15 protein-coding genes and 2 pseudogenes are annotated in these 19,055 nt (G+C 38.9%); 12 read left to right on the top strand and 5 right to left on the bottom strand.

What is annotated here, in order from left to right:
* The first annotated feature begins 68 nt into the window (after positions 1–68).
* The 10 genes from rlmN to LACDD01_RS07255 all read left to right on the top strand — a co-directional run bounded on the left by rlmN (position 69) and on the right by LACDD01_RS07255 (position 10,822).
* A complete protein-coding gene (gene rlmN, locus LACDD01_RS07300) occupies positions 69–1,139 on the top strand; it encodes a dual-specificity RNA methyltransferase RlmN (protein WP_019292691.1) in 1,071 nt (356 codons plus the stop codon).
* Between the two features lie 209 nt (positions 1,140–1,348).
* Entirely contained in the window at positions 1,349–2,578 is a 1,230-nt protein-coding gene (gene arcA / locus LACDD01_RS07295; protein ID WP_003133654.1) for an arginine deiminase, read from the top strand.
* Between the two features lie 127 nt (positions 2,579–2,705).
* On the top strand, positions 2,706–3,749 hold the full coding sequence (gene argF, locus LACDD01_RS07290) for an ornithine carbamoyltransferase (RefSeq protein ID WP_003133656.1): 1,044 nt from the start codon (positions 2,706–2,708) through the stop codon (positions 3,747–3,749).
* A 196-nt stretch (positions 3,750–3,945) separates the two neighbouring features.
* Positions 3,946–5,409 (top strand): basic amino acid/polyamine antiporter, encoded by a 1,464-nt coding sequence (locus LACDD01_RS07285; RefSeq protein ID WP_019293039.1) that lies wholly within the window; start codon positions 3,946–3,948, stop codon positions 5,407–5,409.
* Positions 5,410–5,506: 97 nt separating this feature from the next.
* Entirely contained in the window at positions 5,507–6,457 is a 951-nt protein-coding gene (arcC, locus tag LACDD01_RS07280) for a carbamate kinase (RefSeq protein ID WP_019292689.1), read from the top strand.
* 51 nt (positions 6,458–6,508) lie between these two features.
* Positions 6,509–7,000, top strand: coding sequence for a YbaK/EbsC family protein (locus LACDD01_RS07275; RefSeq protein ID WP_019336029.1), 492 nt, complete (start codon positions 6,509–6,511; stop codon positions 6,998–7,000).
* Positions 7,001–7,009: 9 nt separating this feature from the next.
* On the top strand, positions 7,010–8,140 hold the full coding sequence (locus tag LACDD01_RS07270) for an aminotransferase (protein WP_061414008.1): 1,131 nt from the start codon (positions 7,010–7,012) through the stop codon (positions 8,138–8,140).
* 77 nt (positions 8,141–8,217) lie between these two features.
* Positions 8,218–8,829, top strand: coding sequence for a nitroreductase family protein (locus LACDD01_RS07265; RefSeq protein ID WP_019293036.1), 612 nt, complete (start codon positions 8,218–8,220; stop codon positions 8,827–8,829).
* A gap of 106 nt (positions 8,830–8,935) precedes the next feature.
* Entirely contained in the window at positions 8,936–9,916 is a 981-nt protein-coding gene (locus LACDD01_RS07260) for a polyprenyl synthetase family protein (protein WP_019336027.1), read from the top strand.
* A gap of 3 nt (positions 9,917–9,919) precedes the next feature.
* Positions 9,920–10,822, top strand: a complete 903-nt coding sequence (locus LACDD01_RS07255; RefSeq protein ID WP_019292684.1) for a prenyltransferase — start codon at positions 9,920–9,922, stop codon at positions 10,820–10,822.
* Between the two features lie 192 nt (positions 10,823–11,014).
* On the opposite strand, the gene feoB is transcribed toward LACDD01_RS07255, so the two are convergent.
* The 5 genes and pseudogenes from feoB to rpmB form a co-directional block, all read right to left on the bottom strand.
* Positions 11,015–13,120 carry a ferrous iron transport protein B gene (gene feoB / locus LACDD01_RS07250; protein WP_061414007.1) on the bottom strand — a complete coding sequence of 702 codons (2,106 nt, stop codon included), beginning with the start codon at positions 13,118–13,120 and terminating at the stop codon, positions 11,015–11,017.
* A gap of 12 nt (positions 13,121–13,132) precedes the next feature.
* On the bottom strand, positions 13,133–13,594 hold the full coding sequence (locus LACDD01_RS07245) for a ferrous iron transport protein A (RefSeq protein ID WP_019292682.1): 462 nt from the start codon (positions 13,592–13,594) through the stop codon (positions 13,133–13,135).
* Between the two features lie 172 nt (positions 13,595–13,766).
* Positions 13,767–15,436: pseudogene (locus LACDD01_RS07240) on the bottom strand (DAK2 domain-containing protein).
* Positions 15,436–15,798 carry an Asp23/Gls24 family envelope stress response protein gene (locus LACDD01_RS07235; RefSeq protein WP_026063759.1) on the bottom strand — a complete coding sequence of 121 codons (363 nt, stop codon included), beginning with the start codon at positions 15,796–15,798 and terminating at the stop codon, positions 15,436–15,438. The pseudogene LACDD01_RS07240 and the gene LACDD01_RS07235 overlap by 1 nt, the downstream one beginning before the upstream one ends.
* A gap of 291 nt (positions 15,799–16,089) precedes the next feature.
* Complete coding sequence (rpmB, locus tag LACDD01_RS07230; RefSeq protein WP_003133678.1) at positions 16,090–16,284, bottom strand: 50S ribosomal protein L28; 195 nt, start codon at positions 16,282–16,284, stop codon at positions 16,090–16,092.
* Positions 16,285–16,465: 181 nt separating this feature from the next.
* Between rpmB and LACDD01_RS07225 the strand changes: the two genes are divergently transcribed.
* Together LACDD01_RS07225 and LACDD01_RS07220 are read left to right on the top strand one after the other, a co-directional pair.
* On the top strand, positions 16,466–17,116 hold the full coding sequence (locus LACDD01_RS07225) for a DUF1129 domain-containing protein (RefSeq protein ID WP_019336023.1): 651 nt from the start codon (positions 16,466–16,468) through the stop codon (positions 17,114–17,116).
* 103 nt (positions 17,117–17,219) lie between these two features.
* Positions 17,220–19,034: pseudogene (locus LACDD01_RS07220) on the top strand (HAD-IC family P-type ATPase).
* The last annotated feature ends 21 nt before the right edge of the window (positions 19,035–19,055 follow it).

Raw genomic sequence — 19,055 nt, 5'->3', positions numbered from 1 at the left:
AAATTTATTGAATAATATGCAAAAAAGTTCCCTCAAAAATTTTTTGGGGGAAAAATATCGGAGATATAATGGAAAAACAAACAATTTACGGCTTAACACGTGATCAACTTATTGATTGGGCGATTGAAAATGGTGAAAAAAAATTTCGGGCAACCCAAGTGTGGGATTGGCTTTACCGAAAACGTGTCCAAACATTTGAAGAAATGACAAACCTCTCCAAGGATTTTATTGCAAAGTTGAATGCGCATTTTATTATGAATCCTCTAGAGCAAGTCGTCGTACAAGAGTCGGAAGATGGAACAGTTAAATATCTTTTTATGTTACCAGATAAAATGATGATTGAAACTGTATTGATGCGCCAATCTTATGGCTTATCTGTATGTGTGACTACACAGGTAGGATGTAACATGGGCTGTACGTTTTGTGCCTCTGGTATTCTAAAAAAAGAGCGTGATGTGACAGCTGGAGAAATAGTCGCTCAGATTATGTTGGTCCAAAAATACTTCGATGAAAAAGGCCAAGATGAGCGTGTTTCTCACGTTGTAGTTATGGGTATCGGTGAACCATTTGACAACTATGTAAACTTGATGAACTTTTTACGCACAATTAATGATGATAATGGCCTTGCTATTGGAGCACGTCATATTACCGTGTCAACCTGTGGTTTCATGCCAGCAAAAATCAAAGAATTTGCAAATGAAAACTTGCAAGTGAACTTGGCTATTTCTTTACATGCACCAAACAATGAATTACGTACAAGTCTGATGCGTATCACACGTAGCGCACCACTTGAAAAACTTTTTGATGCGATAGATTATTATACTGAAACAACAAATCGTCGTGTAACCTATGAGTATATTATGCTTTCTGGAGAAAATGATACTCCGGAAATTGCACAAGAATTAGCTGATTTAATAAAACCCCGAAATAAACTTTCGTATGTCAATCTGATTCCCTATAATCCTGTCGCTGAGCATATCAAATATGAACGTTCAACACGAAATGATACTGCGAAATTTTACGATGTACTCAAGAAAAATGGTATCAACTGTGTTGTGCGCCAAGAGCATGGTACAGACATTGATGCCGCTTGCGGACAACTCAGAAGCAAACAAATTAGAAAAAACAAAGAAAAGTAATAAAAAAATAAAAGAAACTAGCACAAAGGCTCAACCTTGGTATTGCTGGTTTCTTTTTGTATATTTATTATTTTTCATGAAATGAAAGCGCATTATTATAATGGCGTTCAATTTGCATTCAAAAAAAGATTAGACTATAATAAAAGGTGTTGAAAGCGCTTTTACAATTTTAATATATAGTTTTATATAAAAGAAAGGATGCTTATCTCATGGAAAAAGCAATCAATGTCAATTCAGAAATCGGAAAACTTAAATCAGTTCTCCTTCATCGTCCAGGTGCTGAAGTCGAAAACATCACACCAGACACAATGCATCAACTCTTGTTTGATGATATCCCTTACTTGAAAATTGCTCAGAAGGAACACGATTTCTTTGCTCAAACATTGCGTGATAACGGAGCAGAAACAGTTTATATAGAAGATCTTGCCGCAGATGTTTTTCAAACTGAAAGTGTTAAAAAAGATTTCTTGGCTCGACTCTTGCATGAAGCAGGCTACCGCCCAGGACGTACACTTGAAGGTTTGACTGAGTACTTGACAAGCATGGATACAAAAGCAATGGTTGACAAGATTTATGCAGGTGTTCGTAAAAATGAATTGGACCTAAAACGTACAGTTCTTAGCGACATGGCCGGTTCTGATGCCGAAAACCATTTCTACCTTAATCCATTGCCAAATGCTTACTTCACTCGTGACCCACAAGCATCTATGGGTGTAGGGATGACTATTAACAAAATGACTTTCCCAGCACGTCAACCTGAATCATTGATCACAGAATATGTAATGGCAAATCACCCACGTTTTAAAGACACTCCAATTTGGCGTGATCGTAACCATACAACACGTATTGAAGGTGGTGATGAACTCGTATTAAACAAACACACTGTAGCTATTGGTGTTTCTGAACGTACTTCATCTAAAACAATTCAAGCTTTAGCAAAAGAATTGTTTGCAAACCCATTGTCAACCTTTGACACTGTACTTGCTGTTGAAATTCCGCATAATCACGCAATGATGCACTTGGATACTGTATTTACAATGATTAATCATGATCAGTTTACAGTCTTCCCAGGAATCTTTGATGGTTCTGGAAATATCAATGCATTCATCTTACGTCCAGGTAAAGATGGAGATGTGGAAATTGAACATTTGACAGACCTTAAAGTTGCTCTTAAGAAAGTGTTGGAACTCTCAGAACTTGATTTGATTGAATGTGGTAATGGAGATCCAATCGTTGCACCGCGTGAGCAATGGAATGATGGTTCAAACACATTAGCTATCGCTCCAGGTGAAATTGTTACTTATGACCGTAACTATGTCACAATCGAATTACTTAAAGAACATGGTATCAAAGTACATGAGATTCTTTCAAGCGAGTTGGCACGTGGTCGTGGTGGAGCACGTTGTATGTCTCAACCATTGTGGCGTGAAGATATTTAATCAAAGTTTTACCCTCTATTTGCTTGGTTTACAGCTCTGTCAACCTCGTTGACACTTTATTGCTTACAGCACAAGCAAATGTCTTTATTTCAAAAAAACAAAAAAATTATATTTAGGAGAAAATTAAATGCAAACACCAAAAATTAACTCAGTTTTCCAAGGCCGTTCATTTTTAGCAGAAAAAGATTTTACACCTGCAGAAATTCAATATCTTGTTGACTTTGCTATTCACTTAAAAGCATTGAAGAAAAATAACATCCCTCACCATTATCTTGAAGGAAAAAATATCGCCTTACTTTTTGCTAAAACTTCTACACGTACGCGTGCTGCATTTACAACAGCAGCTATCGACCTTGGTGCTCACCCAGAATATCTTGGTAAAGATGATATTCAACTTGGTATCAAAGAATCTACTGAAGATACAGCACGTGTTCTTGGCTCAATGTTTGATGCGATTGAACGTCGTGGTTTCTCACAAAAAGAAGTTGAAGATTTGGCAAAATACTCAGGAGTTCCTGTATGGAATGGTTTGACTGACGATTGGCATCCAACTCAAATGATTGCAGACTACATGACAATCAAAGAAGAATTTGGTTACCTTAAAGGTCTTAAACTTGCTTATGTCGGTGATGGTCGTAACAATATGGCTAACTCTCTTATCGTAACAGGTGCGATGCTTGGAGTGAGCGTAACTATCGTAGCGCCTGAATCACTTCAACCTTCTGAAGAAGTTATGGAAATTGCGCGTAAATTTGCAGCTGAGTCAGGTGCAAAACCAGAAACAACTGCAGATATTGAAGCAGGGGTTAAAGGTGCAAACATTATCTACTCAGACGTATGGGTATCAATGGGTGAATCAAACTGGGAAGAACGTGTGGAACTTCTCACTCCATACCGTATCACAATGGATATGATGAAATTGACTGGAACGCCAGATGAAGAACTTATCTTCATGCACTGCTTGCCAGCCTTCCACGATACTGAAACTGAATATGGTAAAGAAATTAAAGAAGAGTATGGCTTGACTGAAATGGAAGTTACTGACGAAGTATTCCGTTCTAAATATGCACGTCAATTTGAAGAAGCTGAAAACCGTATGCACTCAATTAAAGCAATTATGGCAGCAACTTTGGGTAACCTCTTCATTCCAGATGTACCAAGTATCAAATAATAAATTTTGAATTTGATTTTTTCCGGATTTGACAGACTTTCCACTTCCTAATACCGGTGGGAAGTTTGCACAAATCTGGAAAAAATATTTTTGGTTCCCTCTATAACTCTTGTTTTGAAAAGGTCAGACCTCGTATATTTTCATAATTGGAGACTTTTTTAAAGCATATGACTTTATGAAAAAAATAGGAAGTAATATGGAAGTAGAAAATAAAAAAGGAATAGGGCTCATGGCCCTCGTAGCAATTATCGTATCCGGAGCTATTGGTGGTGGGGTATTTAACCTCTCGAACGACTTGGCAAATGGAGCCACACCAGGTGGTGTGGTCATTTCATGGCTCTTTATTGGTTTTGGTATTCTTATGCTCGTTTTGAGCTTAAATCACCTTGTTGTTAATAAACCAGAACTCTCCGGTGTTTCAGATTATGCCCGCGCAGGATTTGGTGATTTTGCCGGATTCTTATCAGGCTGGGGTTACTGGTTGTCCGCTTGGGCAGGTAACGTGGCTTTCGCTGTCTTGATGATGACATCTGTCAACTATTTCTTTCCTGGTGTTTTTGCTAATGAAGACGGTTCTTTGACCTTTTTATCAGTCATCGTTGTTTCAGTCGTTTCTTGGTCTTTAACTGCACTTGTTATTCGTGGGGTTGAAGGGGCAGCAGTAATTAATGCTATTGTACTCATTGCTAAATTAATTCCAATCGCAATTTTTGCCGTTGTTGCTATTGTTATGTTCAGAGCTGGAGTCTTTACAGAACATTTTTGGCAAAATGTCGTCATTAATACAGATGGAACAGCAGCATTTACTCAGATGACTGCCTCAGGATTAATCGGACAGATTCAAAGTTCCTTGATGGTTATGATTTGGGTCTTCGTTGGTATTGAAGGTGCGGCAATGATGGGCGACCGTGCTAAGAAAAAATCAGATGCTGGTAAAGCTTCAATTATTGGGTTATTCACTTTGCTGGTGATTTATATCTTGCTCTCGCTCTTACCTTATGGATATTTGGATCAAGCACAGCTTGCAAGTATGCCACAACCAGGTATGGTTGGTATCTTACGTGAGATGGTTGGCCCTTGGGGTGGTAATTTGATGGCTATCGGGTTGATTATTTCACTTCTCGGTGCTTGGTTATCGTGGACGATGCTTCCAGTTGAGTCAACTTCTCAATTGGCTTCACAAAAGCTCTTGCCTGCTTGGTTTGGAAAAGAAAATAAAGCTGGTGCACCTGTTAATTCATTGCTTTTGACTCAAGGTTTTGTACAACTCTTTATCATTATTACTTACTTTGCCTCAGATGCTTATAATGTCTTTGTTTATCTCTGTACTGCAGTAATTATGGTTTGCTACGCTCTCGTCGGTGCATATCTATTAAAAGTTGGTTTAGTCGAAAAATCAACTAAAAATATTTTAATCGGCTTCTTTGCCATGGCATTCCAAATTATTGCCCTTTACCTGAGTGGTTGGCAGTTTGTCTGGATGGCTTCCATTCTATATGTAGTTGGTTTTGTCCTCTATATCCGTGCAAAACGTGAAAACAACAGAACTATTTCAACAGGCGAATGGTTTGCTATCATTATCTTTACTCTTGCCGCTTTGCTCGCTCTTTATGGCTTGCTTGCTAATCAGTTTGGTTTGAGAGAGTTACTTGGTATTTAAAAAGAAAATTAAGAGTAAAATTTTTGAGCAATCAAAAGTTTTATTCTTTCAAGCGCAAAGTAAGCGCTTTAATAATATAAAATAGGAGAAAATAATTATGGTTAGACGTATTGTAGTTGCTCTTGGCGGTAACGCTATTTTGACAGATGATCCAACAGCTCAAGCACAACAAGAAGCGCTTGAAGTTACAGCGAGTCAATTGATCCCGCTCATTAAGGATAACGATGTAGAAATAGTTGTTACGCATGGTAACGGCCCTCAAGTTGGTAATTTACTTTTACAACAACTGGGATCAGACAGTGCCAAAAATCCTGCGATGCCTTTAGATACAGCCGTGGCTATGACTCAAGGACAAATTGGATACTGGATGACTCAAGCCTTTACTAAAGCTTTAATCAAAGAAGGCTTGGAACGAATTCCTGTAGCTTCTGTTGTCACACGTGTCGTGGTAGACAGTAATGATCCTGCATTTGAAAACCCAACAAAACCGATTGGCCCATTCTATGATGAAGCACAAATGAACAAAATGTTGGAACAATATCCAGATTGGAAATTTGTCGAAGATTCAGGTCGTGGGTATCGTCGTGTTGTTGCCAGTCCAAAACCAGAACGTATTGTAGAAGCAGAAGCCATCAAACCACTGTTAGATGCTGCAGTTTTAACTACTGTATCAGGCGGCGGTGGCATTCCTGTAGTTGAGCATGAAGACGGCACATACACAGGAGTGGAAGCTGTAATAGACAAGGACTTTTCAGCAGCTAAACTTGCAGAACTTGTGGATGGTGACGAGTTAGTTATTTTGACAGGCGTGGACAATGTTTTTGTCAATTACAACAAACCAGATCAAAAGAAATTGGAAAAAGTTACTTTGTCTGAAATTGGCGCCTACTTGGAAGACGGTCAATTTGCTGCAGGCTCTATGAAACCAAAAGTTGAAGCAGCTATGGCTTTTGTAGAACGTACTGGTCGTGCGGCAACAATTACTTCCCTTGAAAATCTTGAAGATTTCTTGGCAAATGGTTCAGGAACAACAATTGTTGCTGACTAAAATGTAAGAGGTCGTGTTTTGCGCGGCCTTTTTCTTATATGAGGAGGCTGAATGAGAGACTTTAAAGAAGTAGAGAAGTTAATGGCTCAGCTCGAAATTCCCTATAAAATTGTCGAGCATCCGGGCAGTCATTCTACAGAAGAATCTGACCATTATATTGAAGGACATGAAGGTTGTAGGTCGAAGACTTTAGTTTTGGCTAATAAAAAATCCACGCAATTCTATATGGTTATTATGGATGATAGTAAGCGCGTTGAGATGAACAAACTGGGGGAGGTACTTGGAGTAAACCGACTTCATTTTGTATCAGAAGAACGCTTGGAAAGCATGTTGGGACTGCAGTCTGGGATTGTTTCTATTTATGGTCTGGTTGATAATAAAATGGATAATATGCATGTTTATTTTGACCGAGATATGCTTGAGGAGCATGACATTATGACGTTACACCCTAATGACAATACAAAGACAATCTTTTTTCCAATGGAAGATTGCTTTAAAATACTGGATGCACAATGCTATACTTATACTATAATTGATATTTAGGAGGCACATATGAAGATAGATGGTTTTGGAGTAGAAGAATGGCTCAATGTATGGGAAAAAGAAGCAGTTTATGACATTGCTCAATCAACGATTTCATCCATGACGTTGCAAGAAATATTAAATCTGGAAGAAGACAAGGGCCAAAGCTTTATGTCTCACTTAATGCAGGAAAAATTTAACTACGGATGGATTGAAGGCTCTCCTGAATTTAAGCAAGAAGTAGCCAAGCTTTATACGAAAGTTCCCGCAGAAAATATTTTGGCGACAAATGGCGCAACGGGTGCCAATCATTTGGTCTTGTATGGATTGATCGAGCCGGGAGATCATGTGATTGCAGAGTATCCAAGTTACCAGCAGCTCTATGATATTCCACGTTCTTTAGGAGCCGAAATTGAGTTTTGGCAAATTTATGAATCGGAAAACTGGTATCCACGATTGGATGAACTCCGTCAGATGATTCGTCCAAACACAAAGATGATTTGTTTGAACAATGCCAATAATCCGACAGGTACAACCCTAAACCGTGCCTTTTTGGAAGAGGTCATTCAACTGGCTCGAACAGTTGATGCTTATGTCTTGGTCGATGAGGTTTACTTGCCTCTTGATGATGCGGAAGATTATGCGCCAATTGTTGACTTATATGAAAAAGGTATCTCGACGAACTCGCTTTCTAAAACATATTCTGTACCTGGTGTACGTTTAGGTTGGGTGGCGACTCAAGATGAAAAACTAGCAGATGAGTTTCGCAAATACCGCGATTATACAATGATTTGTTGTGGAGTCTTTGATGATGCCTTAGGAACTCTAGTCTTAAAACACCGTGATCAAGTACTGGCGCGGAATAAAGAAATCGTCACTAATAATTTGCAGATACTTCGAGAGTGGGTGGAAAATGAGCCACTTGTATCAATGATATTTCCTAAAGCAGTATCGACAAGCTTTGTGAAATTTGAAACGCTCGATCCGGCCCAAACAGAAGAATTTTGCGTGGCCTTGCTTAAAAACAAAGGCGTTCTTTTAGTACCGGGCAATAGGTTTGACTTGCCAGGCTATGCACGTTTAGGCTATTGTACGGATGAAAAGACATTACGCGAGGGTTTGTCTGCTTTGTCTCAATTTTTGCGAGAATATAACAAATAGGATAATAGAGGGGATTTACCCCTTTTTTATATACTAAAAATATGCAAATTTGGTACAATAATGAGAGGAGGATATTCATGGATTTTGTAAAAATTAATAAAGAACGCCACGCTGTAAAAACATTTGACGGTAAAAAAATACCAACAGTAGATGTGAAACAGATTATTTCTGCTGCAAGTTTAGCACCTTCTGCACATAACATCCAACCTTGGCACTTTGTCATTGTTGAGAGTGAACAAAAACGTCAAGAACTTCTATCCGTTGTTCATGGAAAAAATGGTCAACAAGTGAAAGAAGCTGGAGCGGTCATTGCTATCTTTAGTGATACTAATCTTTCCGAACGCTCAAGTGAAATTGCACGTACCGGGGCTGGAGAAATGGATAGTGAACAACTGCAACGTTTCAATAGTCGCTATCCCCAAATGTTTGAAAATATGGACGAGATGATGGAAGCAAGCTATTTATCATTGAATATCGGTTTTGTGACGATGAATCTCATGTATGTCATCAAAAATAGAGGCTATGAAGGCAATATTATTCTTGGCTTTGAACGTACTGAGCGCGTGAATGAAATTCTCGAAGTCGATAAACGTTACCGTCCAGAGCTCTTGGTTGTATTGGGCTCATCAGAAGCAAAAGGTCAAGCAAGTTACCGCTTGCCACAACAAAATATTATTGAAATTCGATAATAAGTAATAAGAGAAAAAAGTGAGTCGTTTATATCGAAATTTAAGGTGGATTTTGCTAGAATAAGAGAGATATAAAAACGATAGATATAGGTAGTAAGGGGAAAAAGTGCTAGATTTTTGGCAGGACTATCCTGAAATTAAGGAAAAACTTATCGCAGTACAAACTATGATGACAGAACGTTTAGCGGTAAATAATACAGATATACGTGACGCATTACAAAAGTTTACGACGCGCGGAGGTAAAATGGTTCGGCCAGCGCTTTTTTTTCTATTTTCTGGCTTAGTTGACGAGGAGATAGAAGACGAAGAACGTTTGGTTAAAATAGCAGCCAGTTTGGAGTTGTTACACTCGGCAACACTGATTCATGATGATGTTATTGATGATTCCCCTTTACGTCGAGGCTTGCCGAGTGTTGAAGCACAATTTGGCAAGGATGTTGCAGTATACACGGGTGATTTTATTTATACGGTTTACTTCGAGTTGCTTTGTGAAACAATGGCTGCGACACCATTTTTGCCGCGTAATGCAAGATCGATGAAAAAGATTCTTCAAGGTGAACTTACACAGATGCAATCAGCTTTTAATGCAGACAACAGTATTAGACGCTATCTTAAAGCTATCAGTGGTAAAACTGCAGAGCTATTGAGTTTAGCTTGTTTAGAAGGTGTGTATTTCTCTGGTGGTGATAAGCAGATGCAACGGTCTGCACGAAAGATTGGTTTAGCGATTGGTCTTGCTTTTCAGATTTATGATGATGTACTTAATTTTACAGTCGGTTTGGAAGAAGCTGATAAACCAATATTAACGGATTTTCGTCAAGGGATTTATACCTTACCCTTGTTGCTGGCAAAAGAAGATGCGCCTGAAAAAGTCTTACCTTATCTGGAAGCACCAGAAGGACTGAGTCGTCAAGAATGTATCGAATTTTCCGAACTGGTCACTGATCTAGGAGGCATTACAGGAAGTCTTTTCTTAGCAAAACATCTAACCAATCAAGCGTTACTTGAAATAGAAAAATTCCCAGAATCTCGTAACCGCGAAATTTTGATGGAAGTTACCCAAACCTTATTACAAAGAAATTATTAAAAAATGAACTTTAAAATATTTGCTGAGCTTATTGAGCTGAAAGCTAAAACAGCGAGCGTTTTTCCTTTTATACTGGGAGTTGCTTATTCACTTTATCATTATCAAATAGCCAATTTTGGCCCATTAATCATCTACTTTGTGGCTATGTTCTGCTTTAACTGTTTTGTAGATATTTGGGACAACTACAATGATTACCATAAGGCTGTGGATACGGAAGATTACAAGAAAAATACCAATATCATTGGTCGGGAAAATCTATCACTTTCGCTGATAAAGGGCTTGTTACTCTTCTTCTTCTCTCTTTCCTTGATTTTAGGATTAATTGTAGCAGGACTTGTGGGCTGGCCGGTGTTTTGGTTAGGACTTTTTTGCTATTTCATTGGTATCTTTTACTCAGCTGGACCAAAACCCTTATCAAGTTTACCTGTAGGTGAGTTGGCCAGTGGTTTAACAATGGGCTACTTAATTTTTCTGATCTGTGTGTATATCAATACGAGTGCTGTTTTTGTTTGGGATTTTGCAACTTTGGCATCAACCTTCCTTGTTGCTTTACCAAGTACCTTGTTAATTTCTAACTTGATGCTGGCGAATAACACTTGTGATTTGGAAGAGGATGAAGGTAATCATCGATATACTATCGTGCATTACATCGGGAGAAAGAATGCTTTGCGCTGGTGGACATTAGCCATTATATTGGCCTATATCTCAATCGTTGGGGCAGTAGTTCTGGGACTAATCTCTCCACTCATGTTGCTCATGTTTATACTTTTGCCTTTCATTATCAAACAAGCGCGTCCTTACCTCCAAAGACAAGTAAAAAGTGAAACTTTTATTGCTTCAGTAAAAATATTAATGGTCTTCTCGCTATTGCAAGCGGGTCTCATGCTTCTTGCTTTAGTTCTCTGAGAATAAGAAAAACCTTCTCTTAAGGAAGGTTTTTCTTATTCACAACAGTCTTTTTTCGATGGGATTTCTAAGGCAGAGACCCCCTTAACAGGACAGGTCGTAGTTGTACAGTCATCGCAAGCTCCTTTGCTCCGCACTGTTTTGCGCAGTGAAAAGAAGGCTGCTATTAAAATAAGGGCTAAAAGAACGATGCTAGCTAAGTTCAAGAGAAAGTTCCTCCTTGTTTGATGTGTATTTTGGTCGACGGAAGATAAGATAAAGGCCAAAAACCAAGAGAAGTACTGCAAGTAATGTACTAATGCTAAAGGATTGTGTAAGAAAGGCAGAGCCTAACTGATAAATGATAAAGCTCATGCTGTAAGCCACAGCGGTTTGAAAGCCCACAGCGCGTAAAGTCCATTTAACTTCACCCATTTCCTTATAAATTGCCGAAATAGCAGCAATACAGGGTGCACATAACAGGTTGAAGACAAGTAAAGAATAAGCGGCCAGTGGTGTGTAGCTATTTTGTAGAGCCGTCCAAATGGCTCGACCGTTATTTTCTACCTCTGCACCTTGGGCGTACAATTGGCTCATAGTTCCGACAATAGTCTCTTTGGCAATTAGTCCAGTCAAGGTAGCTACCGTGGCTTTCCACTCCCCAAAGCCTAGAGGAGCAAAAACAATACTCAGGTATCCTCCGAGCGTTGCTAATATTGATTGGCCGGGTTCAACTTGGTGCAAAGTGAAGCTATAGTTTGACAAGAACCAGAGTGCGACATTGAGCGCAAAAATGATTGTCCCAGCGCGCTTAATAAAACTCAAACCTCGATCAAACGCATATTTAAAGACTGTAGGAAAGTGAGGTATATGGTAAGTAGGCAATTCTAAGATGAAAGCAGAAGTATCTCCCGCGAACATTCTCGTTTTTTTCAAAATAATTCCTGAGAGGATAATCATGGCCATGCCTAAGAAGTATGCGCTAGGTGCAACCCAACTGGTGGAGTGAAAAAAGGCACCTGAAACTAAAGCAATAATCGGCAACTTTGCTGAACAGGGCATGAAGGTGGTCACCATGATGGTAATTTTTCTGTCCCTTTCTTGTTCAATTGTACGGGTAGCCATAATTCCCGGTACACCACAGCCAGAAGAAATCAACATGGGAATAAAGGATTTACCAGACAAGCCAAATCTTCTAAAAATACGATCCATCACAAATGCGACACGAGCCATATAGCCTGAATCTTCAAGAAAGCCTAACAGGAGGAATAGAACGAAGATTTGTGGAACAAAGCCTAGGATAGCCCCAATTCCGGCGAGGACACCATCAATGAGTAGGGATTGGACCCAAGGAACAATCGCCAAGCTATCCATTACTTGGTGTAAAATATCTGGCAGAAAACTACCAAAAAAGTTATCATTGAGCCAATCGCTAGCGGGTGTACCAATGACCTGTATCGCTAAAAAGTAAACGAGCCACATGATAAGGATAAAAATAGGAAGGCCCAACCATTTATGGGTAACGATGCAGTCGATTTTATCTGTTAGATTAAGTTGTCCTTTATGTGTGCTTGTAACAACCAAACGAACAATTTGGCCAATTAAATCATAGCGCTCGTTAACGATGATGGATTCACGATCGTCGCCCATAATTTTTTCGGTGATTGCTACGATTTCATCTAATTCTTGCCCTTGTGAGGCAGTGAGGGAGTTCGAGGCTATACTGTCCCCTTCAAAAAGTTTAATTTGTTCAAAACGATTCTTTGCTTGGGGACAAATCGTTTGAATTTCTGCTAAGGCACTTTCAAGACGGTGATCATAATCTAAAGGAGTCACTTCAAGAGGCTGGCAAGCTTTTCGAATAGCTTCGTCTAGGCCTTTCTTCTTTAAAGCACTAGTAAGTACGACAGGTAGCCCTAAACTGTAAGACAGTTTTTCGATATCAATCTGTTTACCTTGATATTCTAGCAAGTCGCTCATATTTAGAGCGATGACGATAGGAATATTAAACTCCATCAGTTGTAATGTGAGGTACAGTGAGCGTTCGAGATTTGTTGCATCAATAATATTGAGAAGGACATCTGGTGGTGTCTCTCTGAGATAATTTCGTGTGACTTGTTCTTCTAAAGTATAAGGTGAGAGAGAATAAGTTCCCGGTAAATCTTGAATAGCGATATTCTTGTCTTTTTTATAACGTCCTGTTTTACATTCAACTGTTACACCTGGCCAATTTCCTACCTGCTGATTACTGCCAGTTAATATATTGAAAATACTTGTTTTCCCACTATTTGGGTTTCCTAGCAAAGCGATTTTAGTCATCTTTATTTCCTTTTAATCTTGGACAACAATTTTTATTTTTTCAGCATCTTTCTTTCTTAAAGAAAGTGAGTAACCCCGCAGATGAAGCTCCATAGGATCTCCTAGTGGTGCAAGTTTATGCACCGCAATACTTGTTCCCCTCGTAATCCCCATATCCATAAGCCGACGTTTTATTTCACTTTCTCCCTCGAGTAATCGGACCACGCCACTTTGACCGATATTCAAAGACGAGAGAGGTATAAGTTCCTCATTTGATTGTTCATCTTTAATCAAAATCGTGTTGAGGTAGAAACTGCTTAGCGCTAAACGTGTCTGACCAATCTTTAAAAGCGCATTTTCCCCGTCCATAGAAATTAAAACAACTTCCGTATCAGGGGCAAAACCAAGCTCTCGAAGTTTTCCAGCATGCTCGGATTTTAATATTTTATTTACATAATATATTTGGCCGATACGGGCAGTATTCAGTGTTTTCATGCATGCTCCTTCAATGGGATGTAAAAAGTATTTGACATTACAATAAGTATAACACGAATTACTTGTAATTTCGAGGAAATTTGTGTATGGGACGAAGTGAATAAAAAAAGAATGTTTCACGTGAAAACAAATACACAAAAAAACTAGCTTTGAGAGGCCAGTTTTTTGTGTTTTATTCTACAGAGAAAATGTATGGATAAACAGGTTGCTTACCGTCATGAATCTCTACTTCGAGTTCAGGGTAACGTTTTTCTAGTTCTTTGGCAATACGTTCGGCATTTGATTTTTTACCATCTTCACCAATATAAATTGCTGCAATTTCGCTGTCTTCATCAATCATTTTTTCAAAAGCAGCAAAGATAGCATCGTTCATTTTTTTGGTTGATGCGACAATTTTATTATTGACCATGCCAAGTGTATCTTTTTTATGGATATCAATACCATCAATATTGGTGTCACGAATAGCTTGTGTCACTGAACCAGATTGTACGTCTGCTAATGAAGCAGTCATATTTTCTTTGTTTTCTTCAATTGATTTTGTTGGGTCAAAGCTGAGCAAGGCAGTAAAACCTTGAGGAACAGTTGCTGTTTCAATCACTTCAACAGGAATATCTGAAACTTCAGCAGCAGATTTGGCAGCCATGAAGATATTTTTATTATTCGGAAGAATAATAACTTTTTCGGCATTGACAGCTTCAATAGCTTTGAGAATGTCTTCTGTTGATGGGTTCATTGTTTGACCACCAGAAACCACATGCTGTACACCCATTTCACGGAAAATATCAGCAAGACCATCACCAGCAGCGATGGCAATCAAGCCCCAGTCAGATTTAGAAGTAGAAGTGCTGATGTTGTTTGTTTTTCTTTTTCAGCAACGCCTTCGTTTTGGAGGCGCATGTTGTCAACTTTAACCTTAACCAGACGACCATATTTAAGCCCTTCTTGCATGACAAGACCAGGATCTTCAGTATGGACATGGACTTTAACGATTTCTTCGTCATCAACAACTAAAAGTGAATTACCGATACCTGCCAAGTAAGCTTGGAAATTATCGTGATCATAACTCTCACGGGCTGTTGGACCTTGGCCTAACTCGACCATAATCTCTGTACAGTAGCCGTATTTAATATCGCTTGTAGAAGCACCCGCAACACTTGTTTCAGACTCGTGTTCAAGGTTAATCATACGGTCCATGGCACCTAAACCTTGCTCAGGATTTTCAGGGACGAATTCACCGTTGAGAGCCATCAAGAAGCCTTCGTAGATATAAACCAAACCTTGACCACCTGAATCGACAACGCCGACTTCTTTAAGGACTGGCAACATGTCTGGAGTTTTGGCTAAGGCGATTTTAGCGCCTTCAAGAGCAGCTTCCATAATAGCTGTTGCATCGTCAGTCTCATTAGTTTTACGATTTGCAAGTTCTGCAGCACCGCGTGAAACAGTTAAGATTGTACCTTCAACAGGTTTCATAACTGCTTTATAAGCGACTTCAACACCATTTTGCAAAGCGTTAGCTAAATGAATACCATCAAGTTCATCGTAGTCTTTGGCATATTGTCCAAAACCGCGGAAGATTTGACTAAGGATAACACCAGAGTTACCACGAGCGCCCATGAGCAAACCTTTGGAAAGGATTTGAGCAACTTGTCCAACAGTTTCGGCTGGCTTTTCGGCGACATCTTTGGCACCATTTGTGATTGTCATCCCCATGTTTGTTCCTGTATCTCCATCTGGGACAGGAAAGACATTCAGAGAATTGACATATTCAGCTTGTTCGTTAAGGCGACTTGCTGCCGCCTGAATCATTTCTTGAAATTTACTTGCGTTAATATTTGACACTAGTCTTCGACCACCTTCACATTTTGTACATATACATTGACTTTAGCTGCTACAATGCCAAGTTGATTTTCCAGATTGAAACGGATACGTTCTTGGATGTTTTTGGCAACTTCGCTAATTTTAACACCATAGCTGACAACAACATAAACACCGATGATTGTTTGGTTATCGGTTGTCGTAACGACAACACCTTTAGAATAGTTTTCTTGTCCGAGGATATTACGGAAATTGTCTTTTACAGCATTTTTGCTTGTCATGCCGACAACGCCGAAAATTTCAGTAGTGCTTGCACCTACAACAGTAGCGATAACATCTGTTGCAATGTCAACATTACCATGTTGAGTATTAATAGTAACGGTCATTTTCATATGCGTGCTGTTGAATCATACAGCACTTTCCTCCATAATAATTTATGTATCACTTCATTTTATCATAATTTTGTAAAATAGAACAGTTGTTTTATTGGTTTTTTGGTCAATTTAGCCTTGTAAGTGCTTTAGGGGAAGGGGTCTTAAGTCGAAAGAGTTTTAGAAGATGAAAAAACCAAAGATCAATCGTTAATTATGATCTTTGGTTTTTAAAGTGTTGGAGAAAGAGAAGAAAATAAAAAAGACCAGTAAATAAGATTCACTAGCTTTCTTTATTTTATCCAATTATACACGCTCAACGCCTGCAGGCAATTTTTTCAATGCTTTAGCTGAAGCCCATACAGTTTTGAGTTCACCGTTTTCAAGAATTTGAACTTTTTGAAGATTAGGTTTAACTACACGTTTAGTTTGGTTCATAGCGTGTGAACGGTTATTACTTGATACAGTCTTACGACCAGTAAAATAACATTCTTTTGACATGGTTTGGTTCCTCCTTAAAAATTTTATGCTTTTTTTAAAGAGCATCTCTAAAAATTCAGATCTGAAACACAATTCTTACAGAAACCCTCAAAATAACATACCAAATTAGTATAACATTTTTTTATTAAAAAAATCAAGTTTTATTTCCAAATTTCACCAAAATTTTTATATAATAGGAGATATGGAAAATCTAATCGAGCAACTCACTGCCAAAAATAGCGAATATGTACATAACGTAACAAAGCAATTGATGCTTTTAGGAAAATCAGACGAGGAAATCAAAGCAATACTCGCTGAAATCTTGCCGAAAATCATTGAAGGACAAAAGGAAGGTATTCTGGCCCGCAAATTATTGGGGGCACCAATGGAATTTGCGACACAGTATAAACCTGAGGAAGATAAGGTAAAACGTCAGGAAACAGCGAAAAATGAATCACCCTTCTTGATGTGGCTAGATAGTGCTTTACTTTTCTTTGGTGTGATTTCAGTGGTTATGGGACTGATGGGTCTCTTCCAGCCACAAGCAAGTGTTTACGGTCTATTGACAACGCTGGCTTCTTCTGCTCTCGCTGGTTTGGTGATGTACTGGATGTATAAATATTTTTACAGTGCACAACGCCCACAGAAAAAAGGTAAAGGCTTTGCAATGTTAGCTGTTGCGATGGTGGCATGGGCAGGCGTTTCTGTCTTGGTCGCTCTCTTACCTAAATCCATCAATATTGTACTTGCTCCGTACATTACAATTATTCTCGGAGCAGCCGTGATGGGGATTCGCTTTCTTATTCAACGTAAATTCAATGTGCAGTCTTCGATGGCACGTCAAACAAAGTAAACTAATTAACCCCGTCCTCATTGTGACGGGGTTTTATTTCGAAAATGTAAGGTATTTGCTTCTCTAATAATGTTAGGATAGAATAAGAGTTAGGAGAGAGCTTATGTCATTTAAATATGAAGGTTTATCACAAAAAGAAGTTGAAAATCGGTTGAAATCAGGTCAGGTCAATATCGCAAAGAATGAGAGCAGTAAAACATACGGCCAAATTTTTGCGAGTAATTTGCTGACTTTTTTAACTTAATCAATATTTTCCTTTTTATTTTAGTGCTTTCAGTGGGCTCGCATCGAAATGCGCTTTTCATTATTGTTGTTGCAGTGAATGCAGGAATTGGTTTATATCAGGAAATTAAAGCACGTCGCTTGCTCGACAAGCTCTCTTTATTGAATACAAGTAAGGTCAAGACTTTTCGTCAAGGGAAACAGATTGAATTAAAACAAGAAGAGCTTGTGCTTGATGACATTATTCTTCTGGGACTTGGAGATCAAATTCCATGTGACTGCCAAATCATTGAAGGGCAAGTGGAAGTAAATGAAGCTTTGCTTACCGGAGAGGCTGACGCGCTGACTAAAAAAGCAGATGCAGAACTTTTTTCGGGTAGTTTTGTTACAAGTGGGACAGCCGTTGCACGGGTTGTTCATGTAGGAAAAGACAATTATATTCATCAATTAGCCCATGAAGCTCAAAAAATAAAGAAACAGAAACGAATGTTGCGTGACAGTTTAGCAAAAGTTGTACGCATTGTAAGTTTCATTATGATACCCTTGGGGATTTTGCTTTACCTCAAGTTGTTTTATGTCATTGATACGGGCCACAAACAAGCCGTTCTAGGAACGGTTGCTGCCCTAGAGGGTATGTTCCCACAGGGGTTGATTTTATTGACCAGTATGGCTTTAACGTTGGGAGTTATCAACTTAGTGAAGCAAAAAGTTTTGGTTCAAGAGCTGCATACGATTGATGCGCTTGCACGAGTGGATGTGCTGTGCTTGGATAAAACAGGGACCATTACGACGGGTGAAATGAAAGTGGAAAAGATTGAGAGTCTGACTGAACATTCTGAGCCGCACATTATCCGTGTTATGGGGAATCTTCTAGAAAACCTCCCAGATCAAAACGTCACTGCACAAGCCTTAAGGAAGTATTTTGCTTCATTAAAGGATTACAATGTTTCTCAAGTGTTGCCATTTTCTTCTGAGAGAAAATACAGCGCAGTTGAGTTTACAGAAGGGACCTTTTATTTAGGTGCTTGGCAGTTTTTGTTTCCAAAGGGAAGTGTCGTGTTAGAACAGCACGCACAAAAGTATGCAGAAAAGGGTTATCGTGTGTTAGTCTTGGCCCGCTCAAAACAAGCACTTGATAGAGACCGACTTCCTGAAGACCTAACTGCAGAAGCGCTCATTGTTATTTCTGATGTTTTACGTGACGATGCTAAACAGACTCTGGCCTATTTTAAAAAGCAGGGTGTACGTTGTAAAATCATCTCTGGAGATGATCCTGTAACAGTATCGGCAATTGCGAAGGCTGTTTCCTTACCGGATGCCGAGCAGTATGTTGATGCCAGTCAACTAAAAACAGAGGCAGAACTGGAGTTTGCAGTAGAAAATTTTCAAATTTTTGGTCGTGTCTCCCCTCAACAGAAAAAAATGATGGTGCAAATCCTGAAGAAGCAGGGGCACACAGTAGCGATGACTGGAGATGGTGTCAATGATATTTTGGCCTATTAAGCGCTATCGTTTATGGATTTTCACAATCACACAGCTTTCGTTTTTTGTAGCTTTAATTGTGGGTACAGATTTCCTTAATTTGGCATGGCCGAGTCCACTTCATTTTACATTACTTATCCCATTTCTGATTGTTGCACCTCTTGCACAATATTTACTGACAAAGGGAGGCTTATTCATGTTTAAAAAATTATAATTGAAACATACTAAACAAAAG

Origin of the sequence: Lactococcus sp. DD01, from assembly GCF_001578715.1 — a bacterium.
Classification (GTDB): Bacteria; Bacillota; Bacilli; order Lactobacillales; family Streptococcaceae; genus Lactococcus; species Lactococcus petauri.
The sequence above is the reverse complement of the archived record's forward strand: the minus strand, read 5'-3'. Positions and strand labels throughout refer to the sequence as shown.